This window comes from Caballeronia sp. LZ028 (assembly GCF_031451415.1).
In the GTDB taxonomy this organism is placed as follows: Bacteria; Pseudomonadota; Gammaproteobacteria; order Burkholderiales; family Burkholderiaceae; genus Caballeronia; species Caballeronia zhejiangensis.
The window spans coordinates 2,164,916-2,178,939 of the sequence record NZ_JARUXN010000001.1 but is presented as its reverse complement, the minus strand read 5'-3'; the positions used below and the strand labels follow the sequence as shown (position 1 = coordinate 2,178,939).

The 14,024-nt window shown below is 64.0% G+C and carries 13 protein-coding genes; 9 read left to right on the top strand and 4 right to left on the bottom strand.

Going from position 1 to position 14,024, the window contains the following annotated elements:
* The first annotated feature begins 1 nt into the window (after nt 1).
* The 8 genes from QCE58_RS10315 to QCE58_RS10280 all read left to right on the top strand — a co-directional run bounded on the left by QCE58_RS10315 (nt 2) and on the right by QCE58_RS10280 (nt 7,298).
* A complete protein-coding gene (locus QCE58_RS10315) occupies nt 2-832 on the top strand; it encodes a 3',5'-nucleoside bisphosphate phosphatase (protein ID WP_008341867.1) in 831 nt (276 codons plus the stop codon).
* Between the two features lie 155 nt (nt 833-987).
* Entirely contained in the window at nt 988-1,617 is a 630-nt protein-coding gene (locus QCE58_RS10310) for an L-threonylcarbamoyladenylate synthase (RefSeq protein ID WP_008341865.1), read from the top strand.
* A gap of 130 nt (nt 1,618-1,747) precedes the next feature.
* The gene (locus QCE58_RS10305) at nt 1,748-2,413 is read left to right on the top strand and encodes a site-2 protease family protein (RefSeq protein WP_008341863.1); all 666 of its coding nucleotides are present in this window, start codon (nt 1,748-1,750) and stop codon (nt 2,411-2,413) included.
* Nucleotides 2,414-2,417: 4 nt separating this feature from the next.
* Complete coding sequence (locus QCE58_RS10300; RefSeq protein ID WP_008341861.1) at nt 2,418-3,620, top strand: tryptophan--tRNA ligase; 1,203 nt, start codon at nt 2,418-2,420, stop codon at nt 3,618-3,620.
* Nucleotides 3,620-4,207 (top strand): bifunctional 2-polyprenyl-6-hydroxyphenol methylase/3-demethylubiquinol 3-O-methyltransferase UbiG, encoded by a 588-nt coding sequence (locus tag QCE58_RS10295; RefSeq protein WP_244807428.1) that lies wholly within the window; start codon nt 3,620-3,622, stop codon nt 4,205-4,207. The genes QCE58_RS10300 and QCE58_RS10295 overlap by 1 nt, the downstream gene beginning before the upstream one ends.
* Before the next feature lie 63 nt (nt 4,208-4,270).
* The gene (gene dapA, locus QCE58_RS10290) at nt 4,271-5,176 is read left to right on the top strand and encodes a 4-hydroxy-tetrahydrodipicolinate synthase (protein ID WP_008341856.1); all 906 of its coding nucleotides are present in this window, start codon (nt 4,271-4,273) and stop codon (nt 5,174-5,176) included.
* A gap of 182 nt (nt 5,177-5,358) precedes the next feature.
* Complete coding sequence (bamC, locus tag QCE58_RS10285; protein WP_008341855.1) at nt 5,359-6,501, top strand: outer membrane protein assembly factor BamC; 1,143 nt, start codon at nt 5,359-5,361, stop codon at nt 6,499-6,501.
* 23 nt (nt 6,502-6,524) lie between these two features.
* Nucleotides 6,525-7,298, top strand: coding sequence for an MBL fold metallo-hydrolase (locus tag QCE58_RS10280; protein ID WP_008341854.1), 774 nt, complete (start codon nt 6,525-6,527; stop codon nt 7,296-7,298).
* A 127-nt stretch (nt 7,299-7,425) separates the two neighbouring features.
* Here QCE58_RS10280 and QCE58_RS10275 read toward each other — a convergent pair whose 3' ends face one another.
* On the bottom strand, nt 7,426-7,680 hold the full coding sequence (locus tag QCE58_RS10275; protein ID WP_074168913.1) for a hypothetical protein: 255 nt from the start codon (nt 7,678-7,680) through the stop codon (nt 7,426-7,428).
* 268 nt (nt 7,681-7,948) lie between these two features.
* Nucleotides 7,949-9,187 (bottom strand): cupin domain-containing protein, encoded by a 1,239-nt coding sequence (locus QCE58_RS10270; protein ID WP_033535775.1) that lies wholly within the window; start codon nt 9,185-9,187, stop codon nt 7,949-7,951.
* 33 nt (nt 9,188-9,220) lie between these two features.
* Here QCE58_RS10270 and QCE58_RS10265 point away from each other — a divergent pair, with 33 nt between their 5' ends.
* Complete coding sequence (locus QCE58_RS10265) at nt 9,221-9,769, top strand: peptidylprolyl isomerase (RefSeq protein ID WP_008341850.1); 549 nt, start codon at nt 9,221-9,223, stop codon at nt 9,767-9,769.
* A 43-nt stretch (nt 9,770-9,812) separates the two neighbouring features.
* Here QCE58_RS10265 and QCE58_RS10260 read toward each other — a convergent pair whose 3' ends face one another.
* Both QCE58_RS10260 and mutS read right to left on the bottom strand, forming a co-directional pair.
* On the bottom strand, nt 9,813-11,090 hold the full coding sequence (locus tag QCE58_RS10260; RefSeq protein WP_250521197.1) for a hypothetical protein: 1,278 nt from the start codon (nt 11,088-11,090) through the stop codon (nt 9,813-9,815).
* 49 nt (nt 11,091-11,139) lie between these two features.
* Nucleotides 11,140-13,833: a DNA mismatch repair protein MutS gene (gene mutS / locus QCE58_RS10255; protein ID WP_409014100.1), complete on the bottom strand. Its 2,694-nt coding sequence runs from the start codon at nt 13,831-13,833 to the stop codon at nt 11,140-11,142.
* Nucleotides 13,834-14,024: the final 191 nt, after the last annotated feature.

Below are 14,024 nucleotides of genomic sequence, written 5' to 3'. Positions count from 1 at the left end.
GATGAACGCCGATCTGCATTGCCATTCCACCGTGTCCGACGGACAGTTTGCGCCCGCCGATGTCGCCGCGCGCGCGCACGCGAACGGCGTCACGTTATGGTCGCTGACGGATCACGATCAGCTCGGCGGGCAGGACGAAGCGAAGAAGGCCGCCGAGGCGCTCGGCATGCGCTATCTGCCCGGCGTCGAGATTTCGGTGACGTGGGCTTCGCGCACGGTGCATATCGTCGGCATGAACGTCGATCCGCATAACGATGCGCTGCGCAAGGGGCTCGAATCGACGCGCAACGGGCGCGCGGCGCGCGGCGTGGCGATCGGCGAGGCGCTCGCGGCGGTCGGCATTCCGGATTGCTACGAAGGCGCGCTGCGCTTCACCGACGATCCCGACATGATCTCGCGCACGCACTTCGCGCGGTATCTGGTGGAGGCGGGGTATGCGCAGTCCACGTCGGATGTGTTCGCGCGCTATCTCGGCGACGGCAAGCCGGGTTTCGTCGGGCATTGCTGGGCGAAGCTCGCGGACGCCGTGAAATGGATCAAGGATGCGGGCGGCGAGCCGATCATCGCGCATCCGGGCCGCTACGATTTCACGCCGGTCGAATTCGCCGCGCTCTTCGATGAATTCATCGAGCTCGGCGGCCGGGCCATCGAAGTCGTGACGGGCAGCCATACGCCCGACCAGTACCGCGAATACGCCGATGTCGCGCGCCGCTATGGGTTCGAGGCATCGCGCGGCTCGGACTTCCACGGCGCGGGCGAAGGGCGCGTCGATCTCGGCCTGCTTCCGCCGTTGCCCGACGATCTCACGCCTGTCTGGGAGCGCTGGCTTTAGCGTTCCCGCGGCGCGCGTCTTTCTGCTCGCGCACGGTCTTTGCATCACCTGTGATTTTCCGCACGCTCATCGCGCAGGGCGCGCTCGCGCGCGAGACAAGAAGTCGCGCGCCGCTCGGCCCATCGCGATAACGATCGAAACAATAAGGCGTCGCCATGTCTCAATTCTTTCGCATTCATCCGGATAATCCGCAGCCGCGGCTCATCAATCAGGCCGTGCAGATCATCAAGGACGGCGGTCTCGTCGCGTTGCCGACCGATTCGAGCTACGCGCTCGGCTGCCATCTCGACGACAAGGACGCGGTCGAGCGATTGCGACGCGTGCGCGGCATCGACGACAAGCAGTTGCTCTCCCTGCTCGTGCGCGACCTCTCCGAGCTGTCCAATTTCGCCATGGTCGACAACCAGCAGTATCGGCTGATCAAGTCGGTGACGCCTGGGCCTTACGTTTTCGTGCTGCAGGCGACCAAGGAAGTGCCGCGGCGGCTTTCGCATCCGTCGCGCAAGACGATCGGGCTGCGCGTGCCCGATCACGCGATCACGCTCGCGTTGCTGGAGGCGCTCGGCGAACCGCTGCTTGCATCGACGCTGATCCTGCCGCCCGACACCGAGCCGCTCAACGACGCCGAGGAAATCCGCGAACGCCTCGAAAAACAGATCGAACTCGTGATCGATGCCGGCGCGTGTCCGGCGGAGCCGTCCACGGTGATCGATCTTTCTTCGGGGGAGCCAGTGCTCGTGCGCGCGGGGAGAGGCAGTCTCGAACCGTTCGGGCTCACGGCGTAAGCGCCGCGCAGTAGCGCACACGGGCATACGACCCGATTAAGCGTTTGCTCACACCATGGGCGAAATAGTGCGCGCCCGGCGCCGCCGTGCGTGTCTGATCCAACCTGCCTGCTTGTTACAATACCGCCCTATGGATGCTTCCCTGATACAGACCATCGCGGTCTACGCGCTCCCCGTGATTTTCGCGATCACGCTGCACGAGGCCGCGCATGGCTACGCCGCGCGACTGCTCGGCGACAACACGGCCTACGTTCTCGGCCGCGTTTCGATGAACCCGATGCGCCACATCGACCCGATCGGCACGATCGTCATTCCGATCGTCCTTTACTTCGTGACGAGCGGTGCGTTCATGTTCGGCTATGCGAAGCCCGTGCCCGTGGCGTTCGGCAACCTGCGCAATCCGCGCTGGGGCAGCCTGTGGGTCGCGGCGGCCGGGCCGGGCAGCAACTTCGCCCAGGCGATCGTCTGGGGCGTGATCTTCGTGCTGCTGCGGGCCTTTCACATCGACGAGCCGTTCTTCACGGGCATGGCTCAGGCGGGCATCAGCGTGAATCTCGTGCTCGGCGTGCTCAATCTCTTTCCGTTGCCGCCGCTCGACGGCGGCCGTGTCGTCATGGCGCTTCTGCCGGTGCGCGCGTCCATCGCGTTTTCGAAGCTCGAGCCGTACGGCTTCTTCATCGTGATGGCGCTCGTCGTGACCGGCGTGCTGACGCGCTTCTGGCTCGGGCCGCTCGTGAACGTCGGCTATACGGCGGTGTCGGCTATCTTGAATCCCCTCGCTTCACTATTCCCATAACATCATGTTCCCTGACCGTATCTTCTCCGGCATGCGGCCCACCGGGTCGCTGCACCTCGGCCACTATCACGGCGTGCTGAAAAACTGGGTGCGGCTGCAGTCCGAATATCCGTGCTTCTTCGCAGTGGTCGACTGGCACGCGCTCACGACGCACTACGAGACGCCCGAGGTCATCGAGAAAAACGTCTGGGAAGTGCTCATCGACTGGCTGGCGTCCGGCATCGACCCGGCACAGGCGACGCTCTTCATCCAGAGCCGCGTGCCCGAGCACGCCGAACTTTCGCTGCTGCTCGGCATGGGCACGCCGCTCGGCTGGCTCGAACGCGTGCCGACCTACAAGGAGCAGATCGAAAAGCTGCGCGAAAAGGATCTGTCGACGTACGGCTTCCTCGGCTATCCGGTGCTGATGGCGGCGGACATCCTGCTGTATCGCGCGTCGCTCGTGCCGGTGGGCGAGGATCAGGTGCCGCACGTGGAAATGACGCGCGAGATCGCGCGCCGCTTCAACTATCTCTATGGCAAGGAGCCGGATTTCGAGGAGAAGGCGCTCGAAGCGGCCAAGAAACTCGGCGGCAAGCGCTCGAAGCTGTATCACGAGCTGCGCGTCGCGTATCAGCAGGAAGGCGACGACGAAGCGCTCGAACAAGCGCGCGCGATGCTGCAGGAATCGCAAAGCCTGTCGATGAGCGATCGCGAGCGTCTGTTCGGCTATCTCGAAGGCGCGCGCAAGATCATTCTGGTCGAGCCGCAGGTTCTCCTGACCGAAGCGTCGCGCATGCCGGGCCTCGACGGCCAGAAGATGTCGAAGTCGTACGGCAACACCATCGGCTTGCGTGAGGACGCGGCGACCATCGAGCAGAAAGTCCGCAAGATGCCGACCGACCCGGCGCGCGTGCGCCGCACCGATCCGGGCGATCCCGACAAGTGTCCGGTGTGGCAACTGCATCAGGTCTACACCGACGAAAACACGCACGAATGGGTGCAGAAGGGCTGCCGCAGCGCGGGCATCGGCTGTCTGGAGTGCAAGCAGCCGGTGATCGAAGGCATTCTGCGCGAGCAGCAGCCGATGCTGGAACGCGCGCAGAAGTACATGGACGATCCGTCGCTGTTGCGCGCGATCGTCGCGGACGGCTGCGACAAGGCGCGCAAGTTCGCGACCGAAACGATGCGCGACGTGCGCGAGGCCATGGGGCTGTCTTACAACTGATGGACAGTGCGATCAGTCCGTGGGTCGCGCGCTGGGCGCATCTCGTCGCGCCCGGCGGCGCGGTCCTCGACGTCGCCGCGGGCAGCGGGCGCCACGCGCGCTGGTTCGCGGCGCGCGGTTTTTCCGTGCTGGCGGTCGATCGTGACGCGGACGCGCTCGCGTCGATGGCGGCGCTCGAAGGCATCGAAACGCTTGCCGCCGATCTGGAAAACGGCGCGCCCTGGCCGCTTTCGGGCGATCGAAAGTTCGATGCCGTCGTCGTCACCAACTATCTGCATCGGCCGCTGTTCGGGCACTTCATCGACGCGCTCGCGCCCGGCGGCGTGCTGATCTACGAAACGTTCGCGGCGGGCAACGGCAGTATCGGCAAGCCGTCGAATCCGGCGTTTCTGCTCGAACCCGGCGAACTGCTCGAAGCGGTGCGAGGGCGACTGCGCGTGATCGGCTACGAAGACGGGTTCGTCGATGACCCGCGCCCTGCCTACGTGCAGCGAATCTGTGCGGTTCGCGCACCGCAGTCAGCGGAAAACCCACTCACGATTAGTAACATACCCCCGGGTCCGCCACGTTACGCGCTCGGCGGCTAATCCGCTACAATCGCGTAATATCGCTTTTTGCGATTAAATTCACGATTAAATTCATAGAGTTTCATGACAAACGGAACACACGGCGGCATCCAGATCCGCGGCAGTATCCCTGCCATCGTCACACCGATGCACGAGGACGGTAGTCTCGATCTGCCGGCGTTTCGAAAACTGATCGACTGGCACGTCGAACAAGGCTCGAACGGACTCGTCGTGGTCGGCACCAGTGGCGAGTCGGCCACTTTGTCGGTCGAAGAACACATCCTGATGATCCAGACGGCCGTCGAGCATACGGCCAAGCGCTTTCCGATCATCGCGGGCGCGGGCGGCAATTCGACCGCCGAAGCCATCGAGCTCTCGAAGCAGGCCAAAAAGGTCGGCGCCGACGCCACGCTGCAAGTCGTTCCGTATTACAACAAGCCGACGCAGGAAGGCATGTATCGCCATTTCAAGGCGATCGCCGAAGCCGTCGATCTGCCGGTGCTGCTCTACAACGTGCCGGGCCGCACCGTTGCCGACATGAGCAACGAAACGATCCTGCGCCTCGCGGACGTGCCGGGCATCATCGGCGTCAAGGAAGCGACGGGCAACATCGATCGCGCTGCGCATCTGATCAAGCACGCGCCGGCGCATTTCAGCATCTTCAGCGGCGACGATCCCACGGCGATCGCGCTCATGCTGCTCGGCGGACACGGCAACATCTCGGTGACGGCCAACGTCGCGCCGAAGGAAATGAGCCAGCTCTGCCGCGCCGCGATCGAAGGCGATGCGATCACCGCGCGCCGCATCCATCTGAAGCTGCTGTCGCTGCACAAGCAACTCTTCTGCGAATCGAATCCGATTCCGGCCAAATGGGCGCTGCAGGCGCTCGGCCGCATGGAAGGCGGCATCCGGCTGCCGCTCACGCCGCTCGACGCGCGCTATCACGACGTGGTGCGTGGCGCGTTGCGCGACGCCGGGCTCCTCGCCTGATCGCATGGGGCGGCGCGCCGAGTCACAAGGAATCGAAAGCCGCGCCGCCGCACGTGATCGAAATGAACCACACCTTCAGTCATCAACCGCCGCTCATTGGCCTCGACATTGGCCTCGCTGAGCCGCTCGCCTAGAGCGGGTTCGGCGCGAGGCAATGCGCATCAGCAGCAAAGAAGGACCTCATGAAACGTTCCGCTCTTCTTACTCGTGCCAAACGCCTGGGCGTGCTGTCGCTCGGCGCCGGTGCGGTCTTCGCGCTCGCGGGTTGCGACACGCTCAACGACTGGCTCGCGCCGGATCGCGTCAACTACAAGGCTGCTGAAACCGCACCCTCGCTGGCCGTTCCGTCCGACCTGACCACGGCCGACATCAGCCAGCGTTATGCCGCGCCGCCCAAGATCAACTCGCTCGGCGGCGCCGCGGAGCGAGCGGTCACGCCGGCCGGCAACGCGACGCTCGGCGTGCCGAACGCGCAGGATCCGTTCGGCATGCACATCGAAAGCGATGGCGATCACCGCTGGCTCGTCGTCGATGGCCGTTCGCCGGACCAGGTCTGGGGACCGCTGAAGGAGTTCTGGGAAGAGAACGGCTTCACGCTCAAGACCGATGCCCCGCAGACGGGCATCATGGCGACGGACTGGGCCGAAAACCGCGCGAACATTCCGAACGACTGGTTCAGGAACAGCGTGGGCAAGCTGCTCGACTTCGCGTACTCGTCGGGTACGCGCGACATGTTCCGCACGCAGGTCGATCGCGCATCCGATGGCTCGACCGACATCTCCGTCACGCACAGCGCGATGGAAGAAGTGCTGACGGGGCAGGACAAGACGTCGTCGCGCTGGGAGGCGCGTCCGCGTAATCCGCAGCTCGAAGCCGCGGTGCTCACGAAGCTGATGCAGAAGTTCGGCCTGACGGAAAAGCAGTCGCAGCAGTTGATGGCGCAAGCGCGTCCGATCGGCGCGAAGGTCGCGGTCGACCCGAGCGCGGGCGGCTCCACGCTCGATCTCGCCGAGCCGTTCGATCGCGCCTGGCTGCGTGTGGGCCTCGCGCTCGATCGCACCAACTTCACGGTCGACAATCGCGATCGCGACAAGGGCATCTATTACGTCCATTTTTCGGACTCCATGGCGGAGCTGAAGAAGGACGGCCTCTTCGGCAAGTTCTTCTCGAGCAACACGCCGAAGCCGACGCGCCAGTTCCTCGTCAACGTGAGGCCGAAGGCCGACTCGGTCACGCAAGTCGGCGTCGTCGATGCGAACGGCCAGCCGGACACGTCGTCCGATGCGCAGCGCATCGTTTCCTTGCTGCACGCGCAGTTGAACTAACGACATCCTGAAGTGAAGACATCGTGAGATTCGCCAGTCTCGGCAGCGGCAGCGAGGGCAATGCATTGCTCGTCGAGGCATCGAGCGGTACGACGACGACGCGCGTGCTGCTCGATTGCGGATTCTCCGGCAAGGAGGTCGAGCGCCGTCTCGCGCGTCTGAACTGCCGTGCCGAAGATCTCGACGCCATCGTCATCACGCACGAGCACACGGACCATATCGGCAGCGCGCTGACGCTGGCGCGCCGCTGGTCGATTCCGCTGTACATGAGCTGGGGCACGGCGCGCGCCATCGGCGCCGATGAAGCCAAGGTCGAATTGAACGTGCTATGGGGCGATGAAAGCGTCGCCATCGGCGATCTGAGCGTGCTGCCGTACACCGTGCCTCACGATGCGCGTGAGCCGCTGCAATATGTGTTCTCCGACGGCGCGAGCCGGCTCGGCGTGTTGACGGATGTCGGCGTGTCGACGCCGCATATCACGAGCGTGCTGAGCGGCTGCGACGCGCTCGTGCTCGAATCCAATCACGATGTCGAGATGCTTGCCGCGAGCCGCTATCCGCCGATGCTCAAGGCGCGTATTGGCGGCACGCATGGACACCTGAATAACGAAGCGGCGGCGGCCATTCTCGCGTCGCTGGATCGCTCCAAGCTGCGCCATCTCGTGGCCGCGCATCTGAGTCAGCAAAACAATCTGCCGCACCTCGCGCAGGCGGCGCTTGCGTCCGTGTTGGGCGCGAGTGCGGTGGACGTCGTCGTCGCGACTCAGGCGGAAGGCTTCGACTGGCTCACGCTCTGAATCGAAGATGCCTTGCGCGCCGACCGACGCCGCAAGCAGATACAAAAGCAGATACAAAAAAACCGGCCCAAGGGCCGGTTTTTTCGTTGGCAGACCGCATGAAGCGGCCTGCGGCGTAGCGCTAGCCTTACTGGCTTGCGCCCGATGCCGGAGCGGCAGCCGAAGCGGCAGCGTCCGAAGCTGCGCCAGCAGCCGAAGCTGCGTCGCTTGCAGCGGCCGAAGCGCTCGATGCAGCAGCGTTTGCGTCCGAAGCAGCAGCAGCCGGAGCCGAAGCAGCCGACGTATCGCTTGCAGCGCTCGGAGCAGCCGTTTCGCTAGACTTGTTGCATGCAGCCAGAGCAACAGCAGCCAACAGGGATGCTACGAGGAGGGATTTCTTCATGATCACGTCCTTTTATGGTTAAAGGTAAGCAACAGCGCAAAGTACCGGTAATGTGTGCTCCAACACCGACCTGGGCCGCTGTGGAGACTCACAATTCTTTTTTATGTGAGACTTCCTACGGCTTGGCCGGAAATTATAGGCACTTTCGTAACGACCGTCGATAAATCAGGGGACGATACGTTGTCTTTCTCATACAAATTTTCATATTGCGGAACAGCAAATTTCTAGCATCTGCTGTATTCCGTGAAATCCTGTAAAGGCACGCCCGTCAAGGCAAAGCGCCCAAAAGAATCCAGCCCGCACGATACCATTCGTGTAGCAGCGCTGTCATTGTCGATTCGTCTGTAAGTGTTACAAAGCGTTTCGCCTCCAGAGACCGAGTATCGGCCAATTCAGGGAGCCACTTTTTCAGCTTCGACGACAAGACTTCCGCTTCGCCATTTACGAAATAAGAACGGGCGTTGTAGAGCAAAATGGTCTTTCTATCCAGCCTGACGCCTGTCTTTTTCGCTCGTTCTACAAATTTTTGCTCATTCAGCGCACGGTCGGGTGCATCGAACACGACATTCGCTTTCGGCTCGCTCAGATAAGTACCCAGAAACTCCGCGATGTCCTTTTCGTTCCAGTTCACGTTCGCAAGTATCGCGCCAACGCGGTCGATCAGCAGCGCGGGCAGCGCCGCCGGATTCGACACCGGCTCCTGCGCCGGATCGCGATACCGCGCGTTGCCGCGAGCACCCTCCGATGCTTCACCGGCGCGCTCGGCGAGGTGATAGAGGAACTGAGCCGTGAGCTCGTGCGACGAGGGCGCGCGAAAGCCTATCGATGCCGTCATGCATTCGCCCTCGGCGATGCCGTCGTGTGCGATATGCGGCGGCAGATAAAGCATGTCGCCCGGCTCCAGCACCCATTCTTCCTCGGGCTCGAAGTGCTGTAAAACTTTCAACGGCAGTCCGGGTTTTAGCGAAAGGTCGCGCTGCGCGCCGATTCGCCAGCGCCGCTTGCCATGGACCTGAAGCAGGAACACGTCGTAAGAGTCGAAGTGCGGTCCGACGCCGCCGCCATCGGTCGCATAGGAGATCATCAGATCGTCGAGGCGCGCGTCCGGAATGAAGCGGAACCGGTTCATCAGCGCGTGTGCGCGGTCGTGATGCAGGTTCACGCCTTGCACGAGCAGCGTCCATTCACGCTTTTTGACCGATGGCAATTCGTCGGGCGCGAACGGTCCGTGCTCCAGATTCCACGCATTGCGAAAATGCGTGATGAGCCGTGCCTCGACGTCGTCGAGATCGGCAAGTTCGAACAGTTCGTCGCGTGCGAGCGGCGCCGCGATATCGGGAATCGCCTGCCGGATCAAGAGCGGTTTCTTCTGCCAGTAACGCCGCATGAACTGTCGCGGCGTACGGTTGCCCAACAGCGGTGTGAGTTCGTCCGGCAAAGGCGCGCGGGCATGCTCGGGAAGGCCGGAAACGGGGGACGGTGTTGCGTATGAGGGCCGCTTGGGCATCGTATAATCGAGGCTTGTATCTTGGAGGATCCAATGAAAATTGCGAAAGACACTGTCGTTTCGGTCGCTTACAAGCTATCGGATGCGCAAGGCAATCTGATCGAGGAGAGCGACGAGCCGATGGTCTATCTGCACGGCGGCTATGATGGCACGTTCCCCAAGATCGAGGAAGCGCTCGACGGTCACGAGGCGGGCTATGAAACGCTCATTCAACTCGAGCCGCAGGATGCATTCGGCGAGTACGATCCCGAGCTCGTGAAGGTCGAAGAGCGCAGCCGTTTTCCGGAGCCGCTGGAAGTCGGCATGCAGTTCGAAGGCACGCCCGAAGACGGCGATGACGATATCGACTCGCTCATCTACACCGTGACCGACGTCGCCGAAGACAAAGTGGTGCTCGACGGCAATCATCCGCTCGCCGGCATGGCGCTGCGTTTCGCGCTGTCGGTGCAGGAAGTGCGCACGGCGACGGACGACGAAATCGAACATCAACACGCGCACGGCGCGGACGGCCTGCATGTCGTCGATGACGACGAAGACGATGACGACGCACCGCCCAAGGACGCGGGTCCGACGCTGCACTGAGCGCGTCGGCCGATGCAGAAAGCGCAGCTACGGCTGCGCTTTTTTATTGCCCGTTCGTCGCGCCGGTCTCGTTCTGCACGCCCGACGCGGGCACGGGATAGATCGGCGGCAACGACTGCGGCGGCGTGAGGATCGGCGGCAGGTCGGATGCCGGCAGGGGCATCGACGGCGGCGCCGGCAGCGACTCGGGCAGGTCGTTACGCGGCAACGCGGGCGGCGCTGATGCGGGCATCGTCGGCTGAGGCGCGGGGTAGGGCGCGGGGTAAGGAGCCGGGTAGGATGCAGCTGGCGTCTCTGGTGGCGCGACCGGTTCACGCGTGCGCGTGTCCTTCACATTCACATTCACATCGCGCACGCGCAGACGAAACGGCGGATGCCACTGCGCATCGCTCTGCACTTCGAGCCATTGCGATTGCGGCTTCTTGAACGCAATCGCGACGCGCGTGAGATTCGTAACGATCAAGCCCTTGTCGTTGCGCAAAGGTTGATCGATGTGAAAGCCGTTCGGCTCGGGCGCATCCGTGCCGTGAATCACGATCACGGGCCCGCGAAAACTTTCGGCCGCTTTCACGAGGCTGCGTTTCAATTCCAGAAAGCCATCGCGCGGCTGGTTCGTGCGCGAGAAGCGCAGCCACGCGAAGCGCTCGCGACGTTCGTAGCGCGAAAAATCGGGATCGCCCTGCAGCAGGATGACGAGCGCGCGCATCTCGGAACGTCGCGCCGATTCCGCCGCGTGTTCGAGCCAGAATGTTGTCGCGACGGCGCGATCCTCGAACTCGCCGTTGCGCCCGCCCGCGGTCAGATAGTGATTGTTCGGACTCGGTGCATTCAGCCCGATGAACGCGACGCCTTGCGCCTGCCAGCGCACGATTTCCCGGAAGGTCCGAAAGCGCGCGACATCGCTTTCGCGCGAGAGCGTAAGCGGGTTCTGCCCGAGCGACCCGGCATCGGCGAAAAAGAGCTGGCGCACGAAGTCGAGCCGCTCGACCGGATCGTAGGCACCCGCATGCGCGAGTCCGCAATCCGCCCAGTCGTGCTGGCCGAGCAGCAGCACGAGCGGCGTGCGCGACGCGTCGAGCAGATCGTGCCGCGACTGATAGACGCTGTCGCGGCACGGTTCGGCGCCGTCCTTCAAATTGCCGTCGTAGACGATGAACGCGATGTTGGGGTCGCGCCCGATCGCGTCGAGCATGCGGCGCACGGGCGCTTCGTCGGCGGGGCGGGAAATGGCGCCGGACAGAACCGCGAAGCCGAGCGGCGCGCTGCCCTCGGCGCGCGCCTGCGCGATCGTGCCGCACGCGAGTGCGGCGCCGATCGCCATGACGCGCGTCAAACGTGTCGCGGCACGCGCAACGCGCGAAGTGTCACGCTCAACGCGAGGCATCCGGCGCAAGCTTCGCCAGTTCATGCAGTTCGTAGAGCAGATCGAGCGCCTCACGCGGCCGCAGATCGTTCGGATCGAGCGCGCGCAGTTTTTCCATCACCGGATGTTCGGGCGCTTCCTTCGCTGGCGCTTCATCTTCATAAGGCGTGTAAGGCTGGCTCGCGAACAGGTCGAATTGCGCGGCGGGCTGGCTGATCGACTGCTGCTCCAAATGGACGAGATGCTTGCGCGCCGCGCGGATCACGGCGCCTGGCACGCCGGCGAGCTGCGCGACCTGCAGACCGTAGCTCTGATTGGCCGGACCTTCGCTCACCGCGTGCAGGAACACGATGCCGTGATCGTGCTCCACCGCCGACAGATGCACGTTGGCCGCCTGCGCAAATTCCGCGGGCAACTGCGTGAGCTCGAAGTAATGCGTGGCGAAGAGCGTGTAGCAGGCGTTGTGCGTGAGCAGATGCCGCGCGATCGCCCATGCGAGCGCGAGGCCGTCGAAGGTCGACGTGCCGCGTCCGATCTCATCCATCAAGACGAGGCTCGACGCGGTCGCGTCGTTGAGAATCGCCGCTGCCTCCGTCATCTCGACCATGAAGGTCGAACGTCCGCCCGCGAGATCGTCGGCGGCGCCGATGCGCGTGAAGATGCGATCCAGCGCGCCGAAACGCGCGCGCTTTGCGGGCACGTAACTGCCGACGTGCGCCATCAGCGCGATCAGCGCGGTCTGGCGCATGAAGGTCGATTTACCGCCCATGTTCGGGCCGGTGATGAGCAACAGCTTGCGGTCCTGGCTGAGACAACAGTCGTTGGCGATGAACTGCTCGACCTGCGCCTCGACGACCGGATGCCGGCCCTGTTCGATATCGATGCCCGCGTCGGCGCTGAATTCCGGTGCGACCCAGTCGAGCGCGCGGGCGCGTTCGGCAAACGCGCACAGCAGATCGAGTTCCGCGAGCGCGCTTGCGACGCGCTGACAATCCGCGATGAAGGGCAACAGGTTCTGCAAGAGCGCGTCGTACAGCGCGCGTTCGCGGGCGAGGGCGCGTTCCTGCGCGGAAAGCGCCTTGTCTTCGAAAGCCTTCAGTTCGGGCGTAATGTAGCGCTCGGCGTTCTTGAGCGTCTGACGGCGGCGATAGTCGTCGGGCACCTTGTCGGTCTGCCCGCGCGTGACCTCGATATAGAAGCCGTGCACCTTGTTGTACTCGACACGCAGATTCGCGATGCCGGTGCGCGTGCGCTCGCGCGCTTCGAGATCGATCAGGAACTGATCGCAGTTCTCCGAAATATCGCGCAATTCGTCGAGATCGGGATCGTAGCCGCGCGCGATCACACCGCCGTCGCGAATCAGCGCGGCGGGTTCCGCTGCGATGGCGTTCGTCAGCAGATCGAGACATTCGTGCGGCGGTTCAAGCCCGGCGTCGATGCGCTCGAGCGCCGGCGCATGCGTGGCGACTGCGGCGACGAGGGCGCGCAGATCGGGCAGCGCGGCGAAGGTATCGCGCAGGCTCGACAGATCGCGCGGACGCGCCGACAGCAACGCGAGACGGCCCGTGATGCGCTCGATGTCCGAAATCTTGCGTAGCGCGCCGCGCAGCGTGTCGAGGCCGCCGCTCGTGGGCGCGTCGAGCAATGCGCCGATCGCCTGCTGGCGCGCCTGAGCGATCGACGCATCGCGCGGCGGATGATGCAGCCAGTGGCGCAACAGGCGGCTGCCCATCGTCGTACAGCAAGTGTCGAGCAGCGAGAACAGCGTCGGCGATTCGGTGCCGCGCAGTGTTTCGGTGAGTTCGAGATTGCGTCGCGTGGCCGGATCGAGCCCGATGTACTCCGATTCGTATTCGACTTTCAGACTGCGCACGTGGCGCAACTGCTGGCCTTGCGTGGCGGCGGCATAGAGCAGCAGCGCGCCGGCCGCACCGCACGCGCAGGTGAGCGTTTGCGCGCCGAAACCGTCGAGGCTCGCGACATCGAGTTGCTCTCGCAAGCGCTGCGTGCCCGAGCCGACGTCGAAGTGCCACGCCGGCACGCGCGTGGTCGCGCCGGGATGCGTCACGCCGAGCGACGCCTGAACGTCGGTGATCGAATCGGCGATGAGCGTTTCCGCCGGACGAATGCGCTCGAGCGCCGCGCTGACCTGATTCGGCGCGACTTCCGCGAGACGCAATGCGCCGCTCGCGAGATTGAGCCACGCGAGGCCGACGCTCGTCACCACGCCGCGACGGTTGTGCGCGGGGCAGAGCGCCAGCAGATAGACATCGCTCTTATCGGAGAGCAGGGCTGCGTCGGTGAGCGTGCCCGGTGTGACGACGCGCACGACCTTGCGCTCGACCGGACCTTTAGATGTCGCCGGATCGCCGATCTGCTCGCAGATCGCCACCGATTCGCCCAGCTTCACGAGCTTCGCGAGATATTGTTCGCATGCGTGATGCGGCACGCCCGCCATCCTGATCGGATTGCCGCCCGATGCGCCGCGCTGTGTGAGCGTGAGATCGAGCAGACGCGCGGCTTTCTCGGCGTCGTCGAAGAAAAGCTCGTAGAAATCGCCCATCCGGTAGAAAACGAGCGTGCCGGGATGCTCCGCCTTGATGCGCAGATACTGCTGCATCATCGGCGTGTGCTGCGACAGGTCCGCGAGCGGCGCGGCGGTGTCTGGTGAGGTGTCGGGAGTTGCCGTTTGAGTGCCCATCTTGCGTGCTTTGAAGGCCAGAATGACTAAACGGCCGGGCGCGACGTGCGCCGGCCGTCGTTCAGCCGATAGAGCAGGAGTTTAACCTGGCGCGAGAAGAAGGCGAGTCGGCCGAATGGCCAACGAGATGTGTCTAGTCGATGTGCATCGCCTGCGCGAACGCCGCCGCCGGCACGGACGCGATGCCGTGC